Below are 23084 nucleotides of genomic sequence, written 5' to 3'. Positions count from 1 at the left end.
ACAGTGGAAGCAACAAACACGAGGGTCAGGATTGGTAACAAAATTGTAGCCGATGCCTTGACCGGAGTACCAGAGAGTGGTTGTCTGGCAAGAGGATGCGGAGAGATGGGACAGCGATCCGGGAGGGACCCATCATGGCCAATGGAGGCACCGTGCTGGTCGTGAGTGCGCACGCCGGCGACTTCGTCTGGCGGGCCGGCGGCGCCATCGCCGCCGCGACTGCCCGCGGTGACCGCGCCGTCGTCGTCTGCCTCTCGTATGGTGAGCGCGGCGAGTCCGCCAGCCAGTGGCTGGCGGGAAAGTCCCTGGACGAAATCAAGGCGATCCGGCGCGAAGAGGCCGAGGCCGCCGCCGCGGCCCTCGGCGCCGAAATCGAATTCCTCGACGCCGGGGATTATCCCCTTCTGCCGAGCCGGGAACTGCTTGATGAGCTGGTGCGGATCTACCGGCGGCTGCAGCCTACCGTCGTGCTGACACACCCCCTGCTGGACCCTTACAACGGTGACCACCCCGCAGCCGGCAAGCTGGCAATCGAGGCCAGGATCCTTGCCCAGGCAATCGGTTACGAGGCCCCGGGCGACGTGCTGGGTGCACCGCCGGTGTTCTTCTTCGAGCCCCATCAGCCCGAACAATGCGACTTCAAACCCGACGTCCTGCTGGATATCACCGCCGCCTTCGCCGCCAAGGAGCAGGCCATGCAATGCCTGCCGGCCCAGCAGCACATGTGGGACTACTACACGTCACTGGCGGTGCGCCGCGGCGTCCAGGTCAGGCGCAATGCGGGTCCGAACCTCGGCCTTCCGGTTGACACCAAGGGAGAGGCCTACATGCGCTACTACCCGCAGGTCACCAAGGTCCTCGAATGAAGACCGTAGTGGTCACTGACGTCCCGCGGGCGGATCCTTCGTCCATTGACGCCCTCAGGTCGCACGGCGTCGCGACTGTACACGAAGCAATCGGGCGCACAGGGCTGGTGGGCGCCTCGCTCCGCCCCATCCAGGAAGGGATCCGCATTGCCGGTTCGGCTGTCACCGTGCTGTGCTGGCCCGGCGACAACCTGATGATCCATGCTGCGGTGGAGCAGTGCCGCGAAGGCGATGTGCTTGTTGTGACCACTGCCTCCCCCTCGCTTGATGGATCGTTCGGAGAACTGTTCGCGACGGCGCTGCAGCACCGCGGGGTGCGTGGGCTCGTGACAACGGGCGGGGTCCGGGATGTCGCTGACCTGCGGGCCATGGGGTTCCCCGTCTGGTCCGCCGCGGTCAACGCACAGGGAACTGTCAAGGCGACTGCCGGCTCGGTGAATGTGCCGATAACGGTCGGCGGCACGGTGGTACGTCCGGGCGACATTATTGTGGCCGATGACGACGGCGTACTGTGCGTTCCGCGCCTCGAGGCGCAGACAGCCCGCGAAGCAGCCGATGCAAGGGTGATGAAGGAGGCGGAGTCCCGGGCGGCCTATCTCGAGGGCGAGCTGAGCCTGGACCGCAACCGGCTTCGGAGCGTGTTGGAGGACCTGGGAGTGCGGTACGTCAGCGCTGCCGAGTACGGAGGCTCTGAGTACGGGGATGCCGAGTACGGGGCGGATCATGGCCGCGGTTGAGGGGATCCCTTGCCTGTATATGCGCGGCGGCACCTCCAAGGGTGCGTTCTTCCTCGCCGCGGACCTCCCCGCAGACCCCGACGAACGCGACAACCTGCTCCTGCGAATCATGGGCACACCCGATCCACGGCAGATCGACGGGCTTGGCGGTGCGCACCCCCTCACGAGCAAGGTCGCTGTCATCTCACCGTCAGCCGACGGCGGCGCCGACGTCGACTATCTCTTCCTCCAGTTGGGCGTCGACAGCGCGTTCGTGACGGACCGCCAGAACTGCGGCAACATCCTGGCCGGCGTCGGCCCGTTCGCGGTTGAACGCGGCCTCGTTCCGGCCGGCGACGGGCACACCGACGTCCGCATCCGCATGCTGAACACGGACAGCCTGGCGATTGCCAGGTTCGCCACCCCCGGCGGCCTGGTGGACTACGACGGCGGCCTCGAGATCGACGGCGTCCCCGGCAGTGCGGGCGCAATCAGGCTCAACTTCGAGGGAACCGCCGGCTCGTCAACAGGGGCGCTGTTCCCATCCGGCAACGTGCTGGACCGGGTTGCCGGAGTGGACGTCACGTGCGTGGACAATGGCATGCCCACCGTCCTGATGCGCGCCGCCGACCTCGGGCTGGAGGGCGACGAGTCACCTGAGGACCTTGAGGCCGACGGCGATCTGGCAGACCGCCTGAAGGGGCTCCGCCTTGAGGCGGCCAAGGTGATGGGCATGGGAGATGTCACGGACGCCACCGTGCCGAAGCTGGTGCTGCTGGCCCCGCCGCGCGCCGGCGGCGCCATTGCCACCCGCAGTTTCCTGCCGGTGCGTGTGCACACATCAATTGGGGTGCTGGGGGCCCTTACCGTCGGCGCGGGAGTGCTCGCTGAGGGGTCGGTGGGCCGCGGACTCGCGGCGCTGCCGTCACCCGGCTCCCCGCTGCGGATCGAACATCCCACCGGCCACTTCGACGTCGAAATCGGAGTCGAATCAACCCCTGACGGGTTCACTGTCACCACTTCTGCAGCCCTCCGCACTGCGCGGAAGATTTTCGACGGGCGCGTCTTCCCGCGCCCCCGCCTGTGAAAGCGACCCTGGAGAGGAAAAGTCCATGACCGATTACACCTCGTTCGACGTCGCCCACCTGGGGAATGTGGAGCTGCTGACGCCTACGTTCGACGAAAGCCTGTGGTTCTTTCGCGACCTGCTCGCCATGCGTGTCGTCGCGGAGTCCGGCGACCCCGGAAATGGCAGGGCCGGAAAGAAATCGGTGTACCTGCGCACGTGGGACGAATATCAGCTTTATACGCTGAAGCTCACCGCATCCGATGCCGCCGGCGTTGGCCGGACGACGTTCCGGACCACCAGCCCGGAGGCGCTGGAGCGACGGGTGGCGGCGATCGAAGCCACTGGACTCGGAGTCGGCTGGGTGGACGGCGAAGTGGGTACCGGCCCCGCCTATGCTTTTCGGGATCCCGACGGGCACGACATGGCTATTTACTATGAAACCGAGCGGTACGTGGCTACCGATGACAAGCCTGCCTTGAAGAACCAGGCCTCCGCGTTTCCGGGCCGAGGCGTCAACGCCAGGCGGCTGGACCATATTAATTACCTTGCCAGGGATGTGGTGGCCAACGGAGAATTCGTGGCTACAGCCCTGCGGGGACGCGAAAGTGAACGGATCAAGCTGGACGACGGCGGTTACGCCGCCTGGTGGTTCCACTTCAACAACAAGTCCTACGACATCGTTTACTCGGATGACTGGCTTAAGCACGGCAACCGGCTGCACCACGTCGCTTTCGCCCCTGACACCCGCGAGGACATCCTCAAGGCAGCCGATATCTTCCTGGAGAACGGCATCCACATCGAGTCAGGCCCGCACAAGCATGCCATCAACCAGACCTTTTTCCTCTATGTCTGGGAGCCCGGCGGCAACCGCATTGAACTCGCCAACGCCGGTGCGCGGCTGTTGCTGGACCCCGACTCGCCGGTGGTGGAGTGGACCCAGGAAGAACGCAAAAAAGGGCAGGCCTGGGGAATGAAGACCATCGAAACGTTCCACACTCATGGAACACCCGTCGTCCGCCAGTGACGACATGAAAAAACCGCAAGTACTGCACAGAAAGGTGCAAAGTCATGACCAACACCATCAATACGTCGGCGCCGGTGACCACGGGCCTTTACATCGGGGGCACGGAGCGTCAGTCAGACTCCACGCTCAAAGTCGTGGACCCGGGCAAGCCAGGCGTTATCGTCGGCTATGCAGCGGCTGCTGGTCCCGCCGACGTCGAGGACGCGATTGCGGCGGCGAAGGGAGCCTACGCCGGCTGGTCGGCATTGAGCACCAGGGAGCGCGCGGACCAGATGCGTACCGCCCTCGAGGGCATCGCGGACTACAGGGATGAGGATGCCGCGATCCTGTCCCAGGAGAACGGGAAGATCCGGATGGAGTCATGGGTGGACTCGCTCGTGTTCGAGATCCGGTGGAACCTTGCGCTTGACCTCGCCGACGACGTGGATGCGGCCAAGGTGCTTCCCCCGGCGCCGGGCATCCCTGTGTCCACCACCGTTCAGTACCAGCCGCTGGGAGTGGTGACGGTGATCGTGCCGTTCAACTGGCCGATCGCCATCCTCGCGGCCTCGCTGCCTCACGCGCTTCTCGCGGGCAACACCGCCATCGTCAAGCCGCCGCCCACCACACCGCTGGCCACCACACGCGTGGTCCAAAGGATTGCCGAGAAACTTCCTCCGGGTGTGCTCAACGTGGTGACCGGGAACGACGCCGATCTGTCGGCACTGATCACCAGCCCCGACGTCGCGAAGGTCTGCTTTACCGGCAGCGTCGCCGGCGGCAAACGCATTATGGAGATGGCTTCCAAATCCCTGACCAGGGTGACGCTGGAGCTCGGCGGAAACGACGCAGCCGTCATGCTGGAGGATGCAGTCCTCGACGACGCCCACCTGGACCGGCTCTACGCCTCGATCTTCGACACCACCGGGCAGATCTGCATGAACGCAAAGCGGATCTACGTACACCGTTCGCGCCTGGACGAGGTGGTTGCGGGGCTGTCCGCCCGGCTCGACAAGGCCGTCATCGGCTACGGACTGGATGAGGGGACCACCATGGGACCGTTGCACCAGCCGGCGCAGAAGGCTTTCGTCACTGAGATCATCGAGGAGGCAAAGGCAGCGGGCGCCGATGTCAGGGAGTTCGGGACGCTGCCGCCGGATCCTGACCTCCAGGGCGGCAACTTCCTGCGCCCGGCCCTGGTGATCAACCCCGACCCATCGCTGCGCGTCGTCACCCAGGAGCAGTTTGGGCCGGTGATCCCGCTCATTCCGTTCGATACCGAGGATGAGGCGGTCCGGATGGCCAATGACACCTGGTCCGGACTCTGCGGCTCGGTATGGACGGCCGACGCTGAATCAGCCAACCGCGTGGGCGGACGGCTGGTCTGCGGCTATGTCTGGGTCAACGACCATGGCGCTACCCGGCTCGACCTGCGCGCTCCGTTCGGGGGAATGAAGCAGTCCGGAATGGGCCGCGAGCAGGGAATCGAGGGAGTCCGGGCATTCCAGGACACCCGCGCGATCGCCCACCTCGATCCCGACGCCTTGGCCGCGGGCTGAGGGAAGAGCCTCGTCCATCCCAAACAGATGCCTATGGACAGTACCTATCCACATAGGTAAAATTGGGATGGCAGGTGCAATGGGGGTCCGCTGAAGGGACATGGCATTGTGACTAAAAGCACGCAGGCGATCAACCGTGCAGCATCGCATCAACTTATGAAGGACTTCTCCCTCGAGATGACGGGCAAGGACATTCCTGCCCTTTTGGAGGCAAGGACGCTCATCCCCCTTGGCACCAGGATCAATGTGACTTTCCTGGGCAACGAAGACCTTGAGATGCGCGTGGCCGCCGCCAGGTCAGCCCGGGAAATGGGCTTCGTTCCCGTACCCCACATCTCGGCCCGGCGGTTGGAGTCCACACAGGGGCTCAGGGAGTTCCTCGGGCGCCTGCAGGATGTGGACGCCACGCAACACATCCTAGCCGTCGGCGGTGACCCCGCCCGCCCCGAGGGTCCTTACAGCGACTCACTCTCGGTCATTCGCAGCGGCGTCCTGCAGGAGTTCGGAGTACGCGAAGTCGGAATCGGAGGTTACCCCGAGGGTCACCCGGACATCCCAACGGAAATCCTCTGGCGTGCTCTTGAAGACAAGTCCGCCGCGCTCCAGGAACAGGGGCTTGACACTGTCATCTTCACCCAGTTCGCGTTCGATACCGCTCCCGTCGCGGAGTGGATCGAGGCGGTTCGGGCCAAGGGCATCACTGCTCCGATCCGAGTCGGGACCCCGGGCCCGGCGGGGATCAAGCGCCTTCTGGGCTTTGCCCGCCGATTCGGCGTGGGCGCGAATGCAATGATCGTGAAGAAGTACGGCTTCTCACTCACCAACCTCGTCGGCGTGGCCGGACCTGACAACTTTGTCAACGATCTTGCCGCTGTACTCGCAGACCATTCCGCAGGCCGTGGCCCCGGCCTTCCGGGGCAGGTAGGGCTTCACTTCTACACCTTCGGCGGCCTGTCGGAGACGGCGAACTGGGCCCGGCGATTCACGGCCGGGCAGGAGTGAGGCAGCCGTAGCCCCGGCGCCAACGAGAGCAAACCGAACCGCACAACCAAGTACAGAATGAGAGGTTCATCGTGGCACCCAAGAATCTGCAGGAAGTCCTGGATTCATCCCGCGGGGCAGTGGATTTGCTCCGCAACTCACAGATTGGGTCCTACATCTACCCCGTGGTTCCGGCCGACTTCCAGAACTGGATCAAGGAGCAGACCGCATGGCGCCAGACGGCCGTGCTCTTCGACCAGTCCCACCACATGGACAACCTGTTCATGAAAGGCCCGGACGCGATCAAGCTGATCTCATCAACGGCCATCAACTCCACCGCCGTGTTCCCGGTCGACAGGGCCAAGCAGTACGTCCCCACCACAGAGTCGGGACACGTTATTGGCGACGGCATCCTCTTCCGCCTCGCCGAGGAGGAGTTTGTCTACGTGGGACGCGCACCGGCAGCCAACTGGCTGCTCTACCATGGCGAAACCGGCGGCTACCCCAATCTGGAGATGTCCGTGGACCGCCGTTCGCCGTCGCGGCCCTACGGCCAGCAGGTCACACGCCAGTACTACCGTTTCCAGATCCAAGGGCCCAACGCCTGGCAGCTGATCGAAAAGCTCAACCGCGGCCCGGTTGAGCAGCTCAAGTTCTTCAACATGTCAACAATGAGCATCGACGGGGCAAACGTCCGTACCCTCCGCCATGGCATGGCAGGTGCTCCGGGCCTTGAGATCTTTGGCCCGTACGCCGATCACGGGCGTATCCGGGATGCGATCGTCGAAGCCGGGGCGGAGTTCGGGCTCGTGCCCGTCGGTTCGCGGGCCTATCCTTCCAATACCCTCGAGTCCGGCTGGATTCCCTCGCCATTGCCGGCCATCTACAGCGGTGAAGCCGAGCGGGGCTACCGCGAGTGGCTTCCCGCTGACGGATACGAGGCAACGGGAACCCTGGCGGGGTCGTACGTGTCCGCGAACATCGAGGATTACTACCTGACCCCCTGGGAACTCGGTTACGGTTCTTTTGTGAAGTTCGACCATGACTTCATCGGCCGCGACGCCCTCGAACGGATCGATCCTGCCTCGCAACGCCAGAAGGTGACGCTGGCTTGGGAGGGCGAGGACGTTACAGCGATATTCGCATCGCTGTTCAACGTCGAAGGGCCGAGCTACAAGTTCTTCGACCTGCCGCTCGCGAACTACGGTTCCGCGAACTACGATTCCGTCGTTGATGCCGACGGCACGGTGGTCGGTTACTCGATGTTCACCGGCTACAGCGCCAACGAGCGGCGGGCGCTTTCGCTCGCGACGATAGACCCCAACGTTCCGGAGGGCACCGAACTGAAGGTCATCTGGGGGGAACCGGGCGGCGGCACGTCCAAGGCCGCCGTCGAGCCGCACGTGCAGACCGAGGTGCGTGCCGTGGTCAGCCCGGTACCCTACTCTTCTGTCGCACGCGCGACCTACCGGGGCGGGTGGCGTACCAACTACAAGTCGGCCTAGGCTGGAATGCTGGGGCTTCAGGGTGCGGCGACGCCCTTTGGAACCCCGGTCCGGTCACCTAAGGAGTACTCCATGAGCCTGCGATACGCGCTGCTCGCGCTGCTTCGCGTGGGTCCGCTCTCAGGCTACGAACTGCAAAAGCAGTTCTCCATGTCGGTGGGGCACGTGTGGCATGCGCCCGACTCGCAGATCTACCCCGAGCTCCGCAAGATGGAAGCTGAAAACCTGATAGAGGGTGAGGAGCAGCCGCGGGGCCAGCGGGCCACCAGGCGCATCTACCACGTGACCGATGCCGGGGAGCAGGCCTTCCTCGCCTGGATGCACGCGCCGCTGGAGTACGCGCGGGTCCGCGACCCGGCCCATCTGCGGGCCGCCTACCTCGAGACCGCAACACCCGAGGCTGCCCGCGACTTTTTCCACCGCCACATCGTGCAATGGGAAGGTGAACTCGCCCAATGGGAAGGTGAACTCCTGAGGATCGCTGAGGTCGCCAATCCCATGCTGATGCGGCGCCTCGCGGTCACTGCACCTGAGGACCGCGAGCGCACCATTGCGTTCAAACGCTTCACCTACGAGGGCCTTGTAGACCGCGCCCGTGGCGAAATCGCCTGGGCGCAGCGCGGACTGACGCTGATTGACCAGTTGGCAGACGCGGGCGGTGTCTGGTCTGACCCGAACGCCGCCCGCGTGTAGCGGTACTACCCGAAGTTCTCAACGGTGCCGTATCCCCTGCCGTCGTACTTCTGCACAAGAACCGTCGATACGGCCGGCTGACCGTCGGTGGTGGTGTCCACAGCCGTGCCTTCCAGCATCAGTGGCGCCTGCAGGCCCTTGATGTCCCTCAGCGCGGTCATGAAGTTCTCACGCGTGGGTTCGGTCATGTTCTTGAACGCCTCCTCCAGCGTCGCTCCTACCATGTAGCTCCACATGCAGTGCGGGAACGCAGGCATGTCTGGGTAGTTGCCGTACTGCTTGAGGTCCGCCAGGAACTTGACGACGTCGGCGTCCTGGGCGAAGGCCGGGCTCTGCGGCGCCTTGGAGAACGACACCGAGTAAATGCCTGGGTAGGCACCCGCACCTCCGGGCTGGAGGATCGCCGTCGGGCTCGACGTATTGGACGGGAGGAACCAGCTGGGGGTCCAGCCAATCTGTTGCGCCTTCTGCAGCGAGGAGATCACCAGCGGAGTGATCGACATCGCGTTGAAGAAGACGTCGGCACCTGACGCAGCGAGTTGGGTGAGCTGCGCATCGACCGACGTGTCGGTGGCCTCGTACGTCAGTTCTCCAACGACCGAGACATTCGCTGCGCCCCCGATGGCTTCCTTGAACCCCGCAACGTATCCCTTGCCATAGTCGTCGTTCTGGGAAAGGATCGCGACCTTATGCTGAGCGTCCGACTCTGCCAGCAGCTTGCCGAAGGCAGCTCCTTCATTCTCGTAAATCGGTACGAACCCGAGCTGCCACGGGCTTTCCTCCCGGTCGCTGAACAGGGGGTCACCGGTCATCACGAGCACCTGCGGGACCTGTTGGCTGATAGCGGCTTCGCGGAAGGCGCGGTTGGTGGGGGTACCGAGACCGGATGTGACGGCAAATACGCCATCGGACACCATCTGCTGGAAGTTCGACAGCGCTTTCTGCGGATCGTATGCGTCGTCGTAGGACTTGATGTCGACGGTGCGCGTCTTGCCGTCGCCGAACTCCACCCCGCCAGCCGCGTTCACTGAACCGAAGTAGGCGGCGAGGCCCGCGACAGTGCAGGTTCCAGGCCCGGCTGTCGGACCGCTGAGCGGAGTGGTGACCCCAAGCGTGATCGCTGTGTCTGTGATGCCGGGGCTCGAGCCCGAGCCGTTACCCTGCCCGGCACCGTCGCGGGCGCAACCTGATAGGGAGAGCGCGATGATCGACGCCATAGCGACGATACCGAGGACCCCGTCTGGCTTATTTCTAATCTTCATGATCGATCTTGCCTCTCTGTTTTTTCGAGTCCCTCCCGCGCGGCGTCAGTAGCCGGCTGATGCACAGGAGAGTTCTGCGGGGGATTCCCCGGTAGTGAGGAGCGGGACGTGCGCCGGCGGAAGAGCCGACGGACCACTCGCGGAAGGCTGACCAGTCCTTGGGGCAACAGGAAGAGCACTACGAGGAGAATCGCGCCCTGGCTGATGGTGGTCAAATTCGGATCGATGGCGTTCGTCAGCTGCGGAACGAAGACATAGTAGGCGCCGCCGATAAGCGCGCCAGCGATGCTTCCCGCGCCGCCGATGACCATCGCGGCCACGAGGCTGATGGAGTGGCCGAAGCTGAGGGTCTCCGGAGAGGTGTACTGCACGGCTGCGAGGTAAAGGAAGCCGCTTGCACCGCCGAAGATCGATGCGACCGTGAATGCGAGCACCTTGGTCCGGTACGGCGAGATGCCCATGGACGCGGCGACGGCCTCGTTCTCCCGCACCACGCCGAATGCCCGGCCGTACTTGCCCCGGACGAGGCTGCGGCCCAGCAGGAACGCGGCGGCCGTCACGAGCAACACAATGTAGAACTGCCACTGGTCGTTGTAGAGACCCGACCAGTCCGGCGCATCCGTGAAGCGGGCTGAGGTGCCCTGCGAGCCGCCGGTGAACTCATCAAGGCGCTTGGCCAGGGGCACACCTACGATCGGCAGGGCGATGGTGACCATCGCTATCGCCAGGCCACCGAGCCGGGCTGCGGCCAGGGCCACAAGCAGCCCAACGAGGCCCGGAACGACGCAGGCCGCGACGAACACCAGGATGATGTTCCAGTCGTGGTTGACACCGTAGGCGGTGACATACGCCCCGAGCCCGACGAAGAAGATCTGCCCAAGGTTTACTTGCCCGGTGTAGCCCATCACGATGTTCAGGCCCAGCACGGCCACGGCATAGACTCCGATGCGCACCAGCGTCTGGTTCGTGAACGCCGGCAGGATAAGCGGGGCAACGACCAACGCGATGGCCACTACCGCAATCAGGATGACGCGCGTGGATTTATTCGCAAGAACAGAGGACATCGCGGGCATCAGACCCTCACCACGACCTTTCGTCCAAACAGGCCTTGGGGACGGATGACGAGGATAACGAAGATCAGCACAAACGGCACTGCAATCTTGAGGTCATGCCCTATGAGCGGCACGTAAACGGCCACGAGGTTCTCAAGCACGCCGATAGCCGAAGCAGCCACCACACATCCGATCGGGCTGCTCAGGCCGCCCAGGATCACGGCGGCGAGCGCGTAGACGAGCGCCGTATCGAGCATGCCCGGGGTGAGGGTCAGTTGCGGGGCAACCAGGACGCCGGCGATCGCTCCCAAAACCGCGGCGAGCCCCCAGCCGACCATCAGCAGCCGGCCGACAGGCAGGCCCGAGAAGGCAGCGGAACCCGGATTGTCGGCGACAGCCCGGAGCGCGAGCCCCAGCTTGGTTCGGAGGAAGAGCACCTGCAGAACCACCATGATCGCCACAATTGTCACTGTTGTCGCGAGCGACCGGACACTCACCACCGCGCCGAGGATCTCCACGCTCGTCAGCGGGAAAAGCGAAGGGAACGCCAGGTTGTTGTAGCCCCAGAGTACGGCGGAGATGCCGGTGACCAGAGTGAGCAGACCGATGGTCACCACAACGGCCGTGTCGGGATCGCCCCCCTCGAACCTGCGGACGAGCAACCGCTCGATCACCGCACCCATGAGGAACGAAATCACCACAGCGACCAGGATGGCGACGATGAGCGGCAGCCCGAGCTGCAGGAATGCATAGGCGGTGTAAGCGGACAGTACGGCCATGCCGCCCTGAGCGAAGTTGATCAGGCCGGTCGCCTGGTTCACAAGCACAATGGCCAGGGCCAAGGCCGCGTAGATTGAGCCGGTCGAAAGCCCGTCGACCACAAGTTGTATAAAGGTGCCCATGTGGTTCAGCCCCCCAGGTAGGCACGGCGGATCTCGTCCATGCCCTTGAGTTCGGCCGAGGATCCGGTCAGCACGTTGCGCCCCGTTTCGAGCACCGTGGCAGTATCCACCAGCGAGAACGCGAGGTTGGCGTTCTGCTCCACCACCACCATGGCGATACCTGACTCGAGCCGCAGCCGCCTGATCGCCTCGTACACCGCCTTGGATGTGCTGGGCGCAAGGCCGAGGGATGCTTCATCGAGCAACAACAGTTTGGGTTTGGCCATAAAGGCCCTGGCGACGGCGAGCATCTGCTGCTCACCGCCTGACAGTGATGCCGCCCGCGAGCCGACGCGGTCCTGCAACTGCGGGAACAGGTCAAGGCAGTAGTCAATATCGCGCGAGATGGCGCCCCTGTCCTTGCGGAGGTAGGCCCCCACCAGGAGGTTCTCCCGCACGCTCAGCTGGCCGAGGGTTCCACGGCCCTCCGGAACATGGGCAACCCCCCGCGCTGCCACCTGGTCAGGGCGCAAACCGCGGATGTCCCGTCCCTCGAACTTGATCCGTCCACCGGTGCGCACCGTGCCGCTGATGGCACGCAGCGTCGTCGTCTTTCCGGCCCCGTTCGCGCCCAGGATCCCGACTGAGCCGCCCTCCGGCACAGTCAGCTCCACCCCGTCGAGCACCTGGACAGGCCCGTAGGACGCAGTCACGCCGGTGAGTTCAAGCAGCGTCATCAGCCGCGTCCTTCCCGATGTACGCTTCGATCACGCGCGCGTCGGACTGGGCCTCGGCAGCGGTGCCCTCCATGAGTTTGCGGCCGTGGTCCAGCACCACCACCCGGTCAGTAAGGGCGGAGATCAGCCCCATATGGTGCTCGACGATGATGATCGTGATGTCCTGCTCGGCGCGGATCCTCCTCACGGTCTTGATGAACTGCTCCACCTCGCCATGCGACAGACCCGCGGCGGGCTCATCGAGCAGGAGGAGGGCCGGTTTGGAGAGCAGCGCCCGCCAGAGCTCTACCCCTTTGTGCAGCCCATGCGAAAGTTCCCCCGCGGGCAGCCCCGCAGCCCAGCCCAACCCGGCCCGGTTGAGCAGCTCGAGCGCTTCGGCGCGGATCCCGCGCTCCGCTCGCGCTGTGTACGGCAGCCGCAGCGCCCACGAAACAGGCCAACCGGGGAGCCTGATGTGCCCGCCAAGGAGCACATTCTCCAGCACGGTGGCGTGCAATTGCAGTGCGGGTTGCTGGAAGGTGCGCGCCAGCCCGAGGCGCGCCAGGCGGTATGGTGCGCTTCCCAGCACCTCGGTGCCGCTGATCGTGATCGATCCGGAATTGGGTTTGTAGTGGCCGCTGATGCAGTTGAACAGGGAGGTCTTACCGGCGCCGTTTGGGCCTACCAGGCCGAAGATCACACCCGGTTCGACGTCGAAGGTCACGTCCTGCAGGACCTTGACGCCGCCGAAGTGCAGGTCCACGCCCTTGAGGCTGAGGCTTGCGGCCACTGTACCTTCCTGTCGCATCATTGCTCGGGATAGGCGCGATCGTCACGACCGCTCGAAACCGACGCTACGGATCGGAAACGAAATTGTCAACGATTTTGAGTGAGCCTTGATCCGACCGTTATGGCGCCCGATAGCCCGCGCGCGCGTACTCCGTGAACGGTGCCGGAGCGACGGTTGCGCGGATCTCCACCTGGCGGTGGCGCTCCACCTGGCCCTTTCGGGAATTGGGCTCCTCCCCCCAGACAACCACCACCTCCGTTCCGGTCTGCGAGTAGGCGACGTCGATGGTTGCCAGGGAGAGGAAGGCCCGCTCGTTGGCGAGGTAGCCGACGTCGAGAGACATTCCCACCGTCTCGCCTCCCTTCAGGACCCGATCGGTCTGGTACAGCGCGTAACGGGACTTGGGGAGCTCGATGTACTTTGCGGGGACTGCGTCACCGAGGATCGATCCGAGCGCTTTCGTCACGTCATCGATATTCCAAACGAGCGTTACTTTGGTGCGCCGCTGGTTTTCGGAATGCCGCTGCAGGGCTTCCTTGCCGAGGAAATCGTGATCGAACGACACAGAACGGCCCAGCCCGATGTCGTAGGGAGTGACGTAATAGTCAGTGATATCGGCCGAGTAGAAGCTGCCTCCCAACGAACCCGCCTTCGACAGGTCCAGCCATTCACGGTATGCCTTGAGCTCGGGCTGGAAGATCGCCGGCGGAGGGCTCGGCACCCATCCCGAGCCGAGGTTGGCCGACGAATATCCCTTTGCCCCCACCTGCGTGATGCCAAATTCCTCGCCGTCAGCAAGCAGTTTTGCGTGCACCGCGGCTGCTGCGGCCCACGGACCCCACAGCTCGAAGCCCGGCTGGCCCGCCATGCCGTGACGCAGGACGCCCACGTTGTTTCCGTCGATTTCAACCTCGCCCATGTGGAAGAACTTGAGCTCAGGCGCCGGCTTGCCTGTGACCTTCTCAATGATCGCGAGCGCGTTCGGTCCCTGCAGTTCGTACCGGAAGACCTTCGGATCGCCCTTGCGGATCAGCGAGTGGTCATCGCGTTCAAGGGTGACGTCCCAGTCGCCGGAGGCGATGTTGTATTCGACCCAGTCGGTCAGCATGGAAAGGCCAACGAGGTCGAAGGAGTTCTCGCTGAGGTGGAACAGAATACCGTCACCGATGAGGTATCCGTCATGGTTGACGGCGACCAGCTGCTTCGCCCGCCCGACCCGGTAGCCGGCGGCGGAATTCGTGCCAATCCAAGTAAAGAACTTGGTCGCGTCGGAACCGGTCACGAAGAGGTCTGCCATGTGGTGCGACTGGTCGAGTAAGGCACACGAGTCCTGCCAGGACGCCTGCTCGCTTCGCCAATTGGTGAACTCGGGGGTCACCGGAAAGGTGAACGGCCGTGACTTCGCGTTGCGCAACACCTCGACGGCACTGCCCTGCTCATCGATGGCGGACTGAAGGCTCTGGCTGGTCATGGCGATCCCTCCACTGGACTGGGACACCGCACACTGCAATGAACGGCGTCGTTCTTGCTGAGACTCACGATACGCCGCAGTGGCCGGTCATGGCAGGGGCGCCGGCAGTGGCCAGCTGGAGGGACCTGCCTAGCCGCCGGCCACCGACTGGATGATCAGCACTTCCTGGCCGTCCGCCACTTCAGTTTCCAGGCCCTGGAGCCTGCGCACCTCCTCGCCGCCCACGTAGACGTTCACGTAGCGGCGCAGGGCTCCGGTTTCGTCCCGCAGGCGCCTCGCCAGAACCGGGTAATCCCCGGTCACCGAGTCCAGGAGCTTCCCCACCGTCACCGGCCCCTCGGCGGGCGCAGTCAGGATGGGCTGCCCGCCGGCCAGCGGCTGGAGGATGCTGGGCAGCACCACGCTGATGTCAGGCACCCTGGGCCGCCGCCACTTCCGGAACGGATGCTCCTGGCAGCTCCGCGTCCGCGACAACGGCGGCACGGACGCAGAGAACGTCCGGCAGATGGGTGGCCACTTCCGTAAACGTCTCGCCTTCATCCGCGCTGGCATATACCGCGCCACCGCGGGTGCCGAAGTAGACGCCCACCGGCTCGGCGGTATCCACGCCCGCGGCGTCCCGGAGCACGCTGTTGTACTCCCCCTCAGGAAGGCCGGTGGCCAGGCGCTTCCAGGTGGCCCCGGCGTCATCCGTGCGGTGCACTGCCAGCTTTCCCTCCGGAGGGATGCGTTCGCCGTCGGCCTTGAGCGGTACCACCCAGGCGGTCCCCTCCCGCCGGGGATGGGTGAGCATGACAAAGCCGAAGTCCGCCGGCAGCCCCTCAGCGATGGATTCCCAGTGCTCGCCGTTGTCATCCGTGCGGTAGACACCGTGATGGTTCTGCGCGTAGAGGCGGCCCTCGACGGCGGCATCCGCGGCGATCTTGTGCACGCACTGGCCGAACTCGGGGTTGGGGTCTGGCATGAAGTATGCGGAGATGCCCTTGTTCCTGGCCTCCCAGGACGTGCCACCATCGAGCGAACGGTACACGCCGCCGGTGCTCATGGCGATGTGGACGTTGTCACCCGCCGGGTTAACCACGATCGAATGGGCGGCGGCACCACCGTATCCGGCACCCCAGTCACCCCGGTGCGGGTGGTCCCACAGTCCGCGGTTCAGTTCGAAGTGCTCGCCGCCGTCGGTGGATTTCCACACGGAAATGGGTTCGGCGCCTGCCCACACCACACCGGGCCGAGCCTCTGCGTCCGGATAGATCTGCCAGATGCGCTCGACGGCGGCACCTGTGTCTTCAGGGAACGTGATGGCCCCCTGTTCGGGCTCGGACCAGGTGGCGCCGAGGTCATCGGAGTGGGCAACCGTGGGGCCCCAGTGCTCGGACCGGACGCCCACCATGATCCGGGTCCGGCCATTCCGGGTATCGATGCCGATGCTGGGGATTTCGCTCATGAGGAAGTGCGGACCGGAGAAGGACCACTGTTGCCTGTCCTGGCTGGTGGCCAGCCACAGGCCTTTTTTGGTTCCGATCGCCAGGACAATACTCTCTGTGGTTGCCATGCACCCCATGCAACCACTCCGGCCCGAAGGCTGCAACGGGCCTTTGGACAGTGCAGGCTTTAGTCCGCAGGCTTAGTCTACAAATTCAGACTGGGTCTCGATGAAATCCCAGTCGGCTTCGGTAAGTACCGCAGCCGGATTCTCAGGGTGGGGTCCGCCCGCCTCGGCGATTCCCTGCAGCACCGGGAGGGGCAACTCCTCTGCACGCAGGTTCTCCCGGAGCCATTCCTTGGATGCCAGATCCAGGTCCAGCCACCACATGTAGATTTCCATGCCCGTCACGCCCTTTCGTATGACTCAACGTTAGGCGCGGGCATGTCCACGTTCAAGGGTGCAAACCTTGGCGGGCCCGCGCCCTGCGGAAGGAGCAAGTAGTGTTCTCCCGTTTCCGCGTAGTATCAGGTATCGCCGCAGTTCAGCGCCTTCCAAAGTCGAGTACCTGCTACTCGCGACTGCCTCTTGCGGCCACCCTAGCCTGAAGTGACAAGCAAGCTGACCGTGCTGCTGGGGCACTCAGAGTCACCGCTACTCCCCCTCATCATGGTCCGTTTCACACACACTGGGGAGAAAACAATGAAACGTACCTTTGCAACACTGGGGGTCATAGGGCTGGGGCTGATCAGCCTGACAGCACCGGCCATGGCTGCTGACAGAATTATCATCTGCCACGCAACCGGCAGCGGGACCAACCCGTACGAACTTGTCGAGGTCAACGTCAATGCCTTGAACGGTCACGACGCTGACACCGGAGACATCATTCCGCCGAACGCGCTGCTGCCGGATGGCCGGAACTGGACAGCTTCGGGCATTGCGACCCACCTCAACAACTGCGTCCCCGTTCCACCTGTGGTCCCGCCGGTCGTCGTGGTGGACCCGCCCGTCGTCGTCGATCCTCCCGTCGTCGTGGTCGACCCACCCGTCGTCGTGGTCGACCCACCCGTCGTCGTAGTGGACCCACCCGTGGTCGTAGTGGATCCACCTGTGGTCGACACTCCCGTTGTCGTGGAAACTCCGGTGCAGTCACCGGTTGTTGTCCAGACGCCGGTCACCACGGTAACCCCAACGGTCCAACCGCCCGCCGCCGCACCGGCGACGGTGCAGACGCCGGCCGCTACCGGGGCAGTGGCTGTCAGCCAGGGCACCAACCAGGGCTTCAACGCGCAGACCGCAGTGGGCGGAACCGACAGTGCTCCCCCGTGGCTCGCGGGACTGGGTGTGATGCTGGGCGCAGGGGCTGTGGTGGCGTTGCGCCGCAGGTCCCTGGAAGCGCAGGCAGGCTGATCCCCAAGTTCAGCCTTGGCCGAACTGACATGCAGGGCGCCCCGCCGGCACAAGGCGGGGCGCCCTTCCTGTAAGCACACTTCCAAACGCCTGAGGAGCATCGTGGCAAAGCAAAGTGGACGGCACGAACTGGCGAAACGGCCGCGCGGCTTGAACCGTGGAGATATCGCCATCCTGGCCTGCGGTGTCCTGGGATTCCTGTCCTTCACGTTCGGTGGACCGCTGCTGGACCAGGATGGGGGCACAGCGCCGGGAACAACCGCGGCCGTCCGCTCCGCCGGGACGTCGTCCATCCAGCTGCCGTTGCCCCTGGCTGTTTCGGGACGCCCGGCCCCGCCGGCTGCGTCCATGATGCCTGCAGCACCGGCTGCATCCGCACCCGCTGCTGCGCCGCCCGCAACCACGGGGCCGGTTCTCCCGGAAGCTTCTGCGCCGCAGCGGATCATCTACCCGAAAGCTGCTATGGACACGGCCGTGCATGCACTTGCGCCGGACAGTACCGCCGTCGAAAGCCAGACAATTGTGCCGCCCACCACGATGGACGGGTACTGGCTGACGCCCTTCGGCGTCCCGGGAAACGGCTCGACGAACACCACCTACGTCATAGGACACAGCTGGGAAGGCCAGGACGCCCCGTTCAACCACCTCAGCTCCGCGGCAGCAGTGGGCGACGAATTCGACGTTGCCACAGCCACCGGAACCATCCGCTACCGCGTGGACAGCGTGACCACCTATCTAAAGGCCGCCCTCAAGGACAGCCCCATCTGGGACATGGTGCCCAGCCGGCTGGTGCTGATCAGCTGCTACACGGAAGACCCGTGGGGGAAGAACGTGGTGGTTTCCGCCTCACCCGCCTGACGGCTGCAGCTCCCGGGGCACTGTTCAAGTACACCGGCCGGGCAGAGAATGAGCTATGACTTCAGAACGATTCAGCGGTCCGCCGCCTGTGCTGGTGGGTGTTATTCCTGATCAGCACCCCGAGGTCCTCCGCACGGCAACCCAAATGGCGGCGCGGCTCTCCGCCCCTCTGCTCTGCGCCTACGTTGACGAAGCGAGCTACCTCGTGGAGTGGGATCCGGCCCGCTCCGCGCACAGATTGTCCCTTCATCCCGAGAAGGATGACGCGGAGGTGCGCGCTGTGACGATGGAAATCCGGGCGGTCATTGAAGATGCCGTCGGTGCCACGGGAAGCCCCTCCCTCGACTGGACCCTCCGCACCCTGGCCGGCGATCCTGCGCGGGCCCTCGCCCGGCTCGCGGCGGAGACGAACGCTCCCATGATCGTCGTGGGAACATCGGAACGGGGGCTTGCCCACCGGATCTCGGAGGCGCTCAACGGCTCCGTAGCGTCGTGGCTCAGCCATCATCAGAGCCGGCCCGTCCTGGTTGTTCCCTACCGGATGCCTGCCCACGAGGACGCTGGCTGAGCCCGAAGCTGCCGCAACACGCCTGCTTAAGGCACCCTGAAAAAATAAAGCGAAAGTAGTTATTCGAGGTGGTGGCGGACCGCCCTACCGGCAAGTAAGCTGGTTCAAGCAGACCGATCCAGCCGAAAGCAACGGATCGGGATTCTGCCCCGAAAGCTGCTCCGGAGTGCGTATCCCCCAATAACGCACTCCGGAGCTTTTTAATGCCCGAAATGCCTGGCTGCGCCGCTCCACTGCGCCGGCGCAAGCAGGCCTGCGGCTGCCCCCATACCCCCAGGGGGTACTTGCATGGATACCCCCATGGGGTATACGGTTGCACCATGAACGTAGAGGAAGAATCTGCTACCGAGGCGGCCCCTGCCGCGGGTTCCACACCGGAGCACGGCTACACGGGCAACAAAGAGGCATACCTGCGCCGACTCAAGCGCATCGAGGGACAGGTGCGCGGCATCGCCCGGATGGTCGACGAAGACAAGTACTGCATCGACATCCTGACCCAGGTTTCTGCCGTCACCAAGGCACTGCACGCGGTAAGCCTCGGGCTCGTGGAGGAGCACATCGGCCATTGCGTCGTGGGAGCCGCCTCCGAGTCCGATCCCGAACTCCGGGCCGAAGCGATCGACATCAAGGTCAAGGAAGCAGCCGACGCCATCGGCCGCCTGCTTCGCTAAACCACCCATGTGCCGGCCACCCGCCGGCCCACCACCAAGGAGCCAGCCATGAGCACCATCTCCACCACTGTCAGCGTTTCGGGCATGACCTGCGGGCACTGCATCTCGTCGGTCAGCGAAGAGCTTGAATCCCTCGCTGGCGTCGAAGCGGTCGACGTCGACCTCAACGCCGGCGGCATTTCCACCGTCACCATCACGTCGAGCCAGGAATTGTCACCGTCGGAAATTGGCGAGGCCGTGGCCGAAGCCGGATATCTGGTAGTGGCCAACGAGGCCTGAATCCCCCACTGAGCAGAGGAAACGCCGTGAGCACTGAACATCCACACCCAGGCGGAAGCCGCGTGGTTGACCTTGATATCGAAGGCATGACCTGCGCCTCCTGCGTTAACCGCGTGGAGAAGAAACTCGGCAAGCTCGACGGCGTGGAAGCCTCGGTCAACCTCCCCCTGGAATCGGCGCACGTAACGGTACCCGCGGGCATCACGGACGAACAGCTGGTGGATACAGTAAACGCAGCGGGCTACAAGGCAAAGATCCGCCCGAGCGAGCATGCCGAGCAAGTGTCCGGTAGCGCCGCGCCCGGCGACCACATGGCCCACGGCGCCGCGCCCGGCGACCACATGGCCCACGGCGGTGCGGCATCCCAGCTCAGGCCCCGCCTCGTCCTGGCAGCCATCCTCACTGTGCCGGTGTTCCTGATTTCCATGGTCCCGGCTTTCCAGTTTGCGCACTGGGGCTGGGTGGCGGGCGCCCTCGCGTTGCCCGTGGTCAGCTGGGCGGCCTGGCCGTTCCACCGTGCCGCCGCCATCAATGCCCGCCACCTGGCGTCCACCATGGACACCCTGGTATCCATCGGAGTAGCTGCCGCCTACCTGTTCTCGGCCTGGCAGCTGTTCAGCAACCCCAGGATGACCGAACACCCCGGCATGGAGGGAATGGAACCGGGCGGCCTTTATTTCGAGGTGGCCGCCGTCGTCACCACGTTCCTGCTCCTGGGCCGCTACCTGGAGGCCAATGCCAAGCAAAAAGCAGGCGATGCGCTCAAGGCACTGCTGAACCTGGGTGCCAAGGACGCCACGGTCCTGCGCAGCGGCGGGGAAACCAAGATCCCGGCCGACCAGCTCCAAGTGGGCGATGTCATTGTGGTCCGGCCGGGCGAAAAGATTGCTGCAGACGGCCTGGTCATTGAGGGCAGCTCCGCGGTGGACGCTTCCCTTATCACCGGCGAGTCAGTGCCGGTTGAGGTGGGCCCGGACAGCAAGGTCACCGGAGCCACCATCAACGCTTCGGGCCGGCTGCTGGTCCGCGCAACCCGCGTGGGTGCCGAAACCACGTTGGCCCAAATGGCAAGGCTCGTTTCCGAGGCCCAGACAGGCAAGGCACCGATCGCCCGCCTGGCCGACCGCATCAGCGCGGTCTTTGTTCCCGTGGTGCTGGTCATCGCTGTGCTCACTTTCGGGGCGTGGCTGCTCCTCGCGGGTCCGGCCGTCAGCGAAGCCGAACTGCGGGCCGCCTTCACCGCCGCCGTCGCGGTCCTGGTCATCGCCTGCCCTTGCGCGCTGGGTCTTGCCACACCCGTAGGGCTGCTCACCGGAACAGGACGCGGCGCCCAGCTGGGCATCCTGATCAAAGGCCCGCAGGTGCTGGAGGACACCCGCACCGTGGACACCATCCTGCTGGACAAGACCGGGACGGTCACCACCGGCCGCCTGGCCGTGGACAACACGATGGCCTTCGAGGGGTTCAGCCCGTCCGAGGTGCTGCGCCTCGCCGGAGCTGTGGAGGCAGCTTCAGAGCACCCGATAGCCCATGCCATTGCAGCATCCGCCCTCGCTCAGATCACTGAATCCGCGGCCCGGACAGCTGTCGCAGGCAGCCCGCTCCTGCGCCTGGAAAGCCAGGACGGCCGGGACGACGACGGCGCGCGGCTTCCCGCCGTCGGGCAGTTCCGTTCGGCACCCGGAGGCGGTGTGGCCGGAACGGTGGATGGCCGGCTGGTTGTGGCGGGCCGCACCGGCTGGCTGCAGGAGAGCGGCGTCCGCATCTCCCGCGAACAGCGCGATGCCCTCCAAGCCGCCGAGGCATCCGGAGCAACTGCCATCTGGGTGGCAGTGGAGGGGGCTCCGGCGGGCATCGTCAGCCTCCGGGACACCATTAAGCCAGGATCCGCGGCAGCCATCGCACGGCTAAGGCACCTGGGGCTTCGCCCCATCCTGCTGACCGGTGACAACGCTGCGGTGGCCGCGCAGGTGGCTGACGCCGTCGGAATTCCGTCGGATGACGTGTACGCCGGAATTCTGCCGGCCGGGAAAGTGGATGCTGTCCGGAAGCTGCAGGCCGGCGGAGCCATCGTGGCCATGGCGGGCGACGGAGTGAACGATGCCGCGGCCTTGGCGCAGGCGGACCTCGGGATCGCCATGGGTTCGGGTACCGACGTGGCCATAGAGGCCGCCGACCTCACAGTGATGGGCAATGACCTTGCCCAGGTGGCGCAGGCCATCGAGCTGTCCCGCAGGACGCTGGCCACCATCAAGACCAACCTGTTCTGGGCCTTCTTCTACAACGCCGTGGGCATCCCGGTGGCTGCCCTGGGCCTGCTGAACCCCATGATCGCCGGAGCCGCAATGGCAGCAAGTTCCGTCCTGGTCGTGGCGAACTCACTCCGGCTGCGCAGCTTCGGCAGGTGACCGCACAGCGGCTGGGCGGCCACCCTGGGAGCCCGCCGAAATATAACCTCCCCAACTGGGTAGCAGTTGATGTCGTTATGAGCGCCCATAACGACATCAACTGCTACCCAGTTGGATGGCTCAGGCCGCGCCGAAGCGCACCGCAGCCCGGGCCTTCGCCTTGGCGGCCTCCTCCGCCCGGTCCTTGGCGGGCGCGTGGCTGACCAGCGAATCCAGGAGGTGCGCGGTGATGTGGGCGATTTCGTGCACAGCCTCGTTGAAGGCTGCCTCATTGGCCTTGGACGGCTTGGTGCTGCCGCTGATCTTGCGCACGTACTGCAGGGCGGCGGCGTGCACCTCCTCGGACGTGGCGTGCGGTTCGAAGTTGTGGAGGGTTCGGATGTTCCGGCACATAAGCCCATGCTAGGCTCTGGAACGCCTGGGATCGACCCCCTGCCCGTACTCCTTGAGGTCTTCCGCGAAGGGGAGTGCTGCATGGGCAGCGGTCCCCATCGACAGTGTTTTGGGGCCGGGATAGGTTCTAGGTAATGGATCTTCCGGATCAGCCGGGGGCCGCTGGGGATGCCGACCTTGATCGGATCCAAGACTTAACGAGGAGAAACTGATGGCTATTTGGGGCGCAGATGTAGAGCAGCTCAGGACTCTTGGCACGAAGCTGCAGGCCGGTGCTTCGGAGATCGAGCAGCAGAGGACCAACCTCACCCGCGTGCTGGACAGCACCACCTGGGAAGGCCCGGACGCGCAGAACTTCCGCAGCGAATGGTCAGGCAACCACACATCGGCCCTGAACCAGGTCATCCAGGCGCTCAAGGACGCAGGCCAGAAGGCCACCAAGAACGCCAACGAGCAGGACCAGGCTTCACGCTAGCCACCGCAGCGCTGCCCGCAGGCCCCGGACAC

General features: G+C 64.8%; 25 protein-coding genes. 15 read left to right on the top strand and 10 right to left on the bottom strand.

Annotated elements, in window-relative coordinates; genetic code table 11:
• The first annotated feature begins 134 nt into the window (after positions 1-134).
• The 8 genes from AU175_RS11420 to AU175_RS11385 all read left to right on the top strand — a co-directional run bounded on the left by AU175_RS11420 (position 135) and on the right by AU175_RS11385 (position 8392).
• Positions 135-866, top strand: a complete 732-nt coding sequence (locus AU175_RS11420; protein WP_066288772.1) for a PIG-L deacetylase family protein — start codon at positions 135-137, stop codon at positions 864-866.
• A complete protein-coding gene (locus AU175_RS11415) occupies positions 863-1603 on the top strand; it encodes a 4-carboxy-4-hydroxy-2-oxoadipate aldolase/oxaloacetate decarboxylase (RefSeq protein WP_066288769.1) in 741 nt (246 codons plus the stop codon). The genes AU175_RS11420 and AU175_RS11415 overlap by 4 nt, the downstream gene beginning before the upstream one ends.
• Positions 1590-2669, top strand: a complete 1080-nt coding sequence (locus AU175_RS11410; protein WP_066288766.1) for a 4-oxalomesaconate tautomerase — start codon at positions 1590-1592, stop codon at positions 2667-2669. The genes AU175_RS11415 and AU175_RS11410 overlap by 14 nt, the downstream gene beginning before the upstream one ends.
• A gap of 25 nt (positions 2670-2694) precedes the next feature.
• Complete coding sequence (locus AU175_RS11405; protein WP_066288764.1) at positions 2695-3675, top strand: VOC family protein; 981 nt, start codon at positions 2695-2697, stop codon at positions 3673-3675.
• A gap of 44 nt (positions 3676-3719) precedes the next feature.
• Positions 3720-5213, top strand: a complete 1494-nt coding sequence (locus AU175_RS11400) for an aldehyde dehydrogenase family protein (RefSeq protein ID WP_066288760.1) — start codon at positions 3720-3722, stop codon at positions 5211-5213.
• 108 nt (positions 5214-5321) lie between these two features.
• Positions 5322-6215 (top strand): methylenetetrahydrofolate reductase, encoded by an 894-nt coding sequence (locus AU175_RS11395; RefSeq protein ID WP_331711944.1) that lies wholly within the window; start codon positions 5322-5324, stop codon positions 6213-6215.
• A 71-nt stretch (positions 6216-6286) separates the two neighbouring features.
• Positions 6287-7699 carry a vanillate/3-O-methylgallate O-demethylase gene (gene ligM, locus AU175_RS11390; RefSeq protein WP_066288756.1) on the top strand — a complete coding sequence of 471 codons (1413 nt, stop codon included), beginning with the start codon at positions 6287-6289 and terminating at the stop codon, positions 7697-7699.
• A gap of 72 nt (positions 7700-7771) precedes the next feature.
• Positions 7772-8392 carry a PadR family transcriptional regulator gene (locus AU175_RS11385; protein ID WP_066288754.1) on the top strand — a complete coding sequence of 207 codons (621 nt, stop codon included), beginning with the start codon at positions 7772-7774 and terminating at the stop codon, positions 8390-8392.
• 5 nt (positions 8393-8397) lie between these two features.
• Here the strand turns inward: AU175_RS11385 and AU175_RS11380 are convergent, their stop codons facing one another.
• The 9 genes from AU175_RS11380 to AU175_RS11340 form a co-directional block, all read right to left on the bottom strand.
• Positions 8398-9654, bottom strand: a complete 1257-nt coding sequence (locus AU175_RS11380) for an ABC transporter substrate-binding protein (protein ID WP_066288752.1) — start codon at positions 9652-9654, stop codon at positions 8398-8400.
• Positions 9651-10718, bottom strand: a complete 1068-nt coding sequence (locus AU175_RS11375) for a branched-chain amino acid ABC transporter permease (protein ID WP_066290996.1) — start codon at positions 10716-10718, stop codon at positions 9651-9653. Before AU175_RS11375 ends, AU175_RS11380 begins: the two co-directional genes overlap by 4 nt.
• 8 nt (positions 10719-10726) lie before the next feature.
• On the bottom strand, positions 10727-11608 hold the full coding sequence (locus AU175_RS11370) for a branched-chain amino acid ABC transporter permease (protein WP_066288747.1): 882 nt from the start codon (positions 11606-11608) through the stop codon (positions 10727-10729).
• Positions 11609-11613: 5 nt separating this feature from the next.
• Positions 11614-12324 (bottom strand): ABC transporter ATP-binding protein, encoded by a 711-nt coding sequence (locus tag AU175_RS11365; protein ID WP_066288745.1) that lies wholly within the window; start codon positions 12322-12324, stop codon positions 11614-11616.
• A complete protein-coding gene (locus AU175_RS11360; RefSeq protein WP_197497082.1) occupies positions 12311-13093 on the bottom strand; it encodes an ABC transporter ATP-binding protein in 783 nt (260 codons plus the stop codon). Before AU175_RS11360 ends, AU175_RS11365 begins: the two co-directional genes overlap by 14 nt.
• A gap of 118 nt (positions 13094-13211) precedes the next feature.
• Positions 13212-14564: an aminomethyltransferase family protein gene (locus tag AU175_RS11355; RefSeq protein WP_066288740.1), complete on the bottom strand. Its 1353-nt coding sequence runs from the start codon at positions 14562-14564 to the stop codon at positions 13212-13214.
• Positions 14565-14693: 129 nt separating this feature from the next.
• Positions 14694-14981, bottom strand: a complete 288-nt coding sequence (locus AU175_RS11350) for a MoaD/ThiS family protein (RefSeq protein WP_066288737.1) — start codon at positions 14979-14981, stop codon at positions 14694-14696.
• Complete coding sequence (locus AU175_RS11345) at positions 14974-16128, bottom strand: WD40/YVTN/BNR-like repeat-containing protein (protein WP_066288736.1); 1155 nt, start codon at positions 16126-16128, stop codon at positions 14974-14976. The genes AU175_RS11350 and AU175_RS11345 overlap by 8 nt, the downstream gene beginning before the upstream one ends.
• A gap of 63 nt (positions 16129-16191) precedes the next feature.
• Positions 16192-16392 carry a hypothetical protein gene (locus tag AU175_RS11340; RefSeq protein ID WP_066288734.1) on the bottom strand — a complete coding sequence of 67 codons (201 nt, stop codon included), beginning with the start codon at positions 16390-16392 and terminating at the stop codon, positions 16192-16194.
• A 300-nt stretch (positions 16393-16692) separates the two neighbouring features.
• Between AU175_RS11340 and AU175_RS22010 the strand changes: the two genes are divergently transcribed.
• The 6 genes from AU175_RS22010 (at position 16693) to AU175_RS11310 (ending at position 22184) form a co-directional block, all read left to right on the top strand.
• Complete coding sequence (locus tag AU175_RS22010; protein ID WP_231938533.1) at positions 16693-17400, top strand: hypothetical protein; 708 nt, start codon at positions 16693-16695, stop codon at positions 17398-17400.
• Positions 17401-17502: 102 nt separating this feature from the next.
• The gene (locus AU175_RS11330; RefSeq protein ID WP_066288732.1) at positions 17503-18258 is read left to right on the top strand and encodes a class F sortase; all 756 of its coding nucleotides are present in this window, start codon (positions 17503-17505) and stop codon (positions 18256-18258) included.
• Between the two features lie 55 nt (positions 18259-18313).
• On the top strand, positions 18314-18826 hold the full coding sequence (locus tag AU175_RS11325; protein ID WP_066288729.1) for a universal stress protein: 513 nt from the start codon (positions 18314-18316) through the stop codon (positions 18824-18826).
• A 320-nt stretch (positions 18827-19146) separates the two neighbouring features.
• A complete protein-coding gene (locus AU175_RS11320) occupies positions 19147-19497 on the top strand; it encodes a metal-sensitive transcriptional regulator (RefSeq protein WP_066288724.1) in 351 nt (116 codons plus the stop codon).
• A 48-nt stretch (positions 19498-19545) separates the two neighbouring features.
• The gene (locus AU175_RS11315) at positions 19546-19776 is read left to right on the top strand and encodes a heavy-metal-associated domain-containing protein (RefSeq protein WP_066288722.1); all 231 of its coding nucleotides are present in this window, start codon (positions 19546-19548) and stop codon (positions 19774-19776) included.
• Between the two features lie 86 nt (positions 19777-19862).
• Positions 19863-22184, top strand: a complete 2322-nt coding sequence (locus tag AU175_RS11310; RefSeq protein ID WP_082979226.1) for a heavy metal translocating P-type ATPase — start codon at positions 19863-19865, stop codon at positions 22182-22184.
• A gap of 120 nt (positions 22185-22304) precedes the next feature.
• Here the strand turns inward: AU175_RS11310 and AU175_RS11305 are convergent, their stop codons facing one another.
• The gene (locus AU175_RS11305) at positions 22305-22577 is read right to left on the bottom strand and encodes a DUF2277 domain-containing protein (protein WP_066288715.1); all 273 of its coding nucleotides are present in this window, start codon (positions 22575-22577) and stop codon (positions 22305-22307) included.
• Between the two features lie 211 nt (positions 22578-22788).
• Here AU175_RS11305 and AU175_RS11300 point away from each other — a divergent pair, with 211 nt between their 5' ends.
• Entirely contained in the window at positions 22789-23052 is a 264-nt protein-coding gene (locus AU175_RS11300) for a WXG100 family type VII secretion target (RefSeq protein WP_066286164.1), read from the top strand.
• Positions 23053-23084 lie beyond the last annotated feature (32 nt).

Source organism: Arthrobacter sp. B6, from assembly GCF_001663775.1.
Lineage (GTDB): Bacteria > Actinomycetota > Actinomycetes > Actinomycetales > Micrococcaceae > Arthrobacter.
The sequence above is the reverse complement of the archived record's forward strand: the minus strand, read 5'-3'. Positions and strand labels throughout refer to the sequence as shown.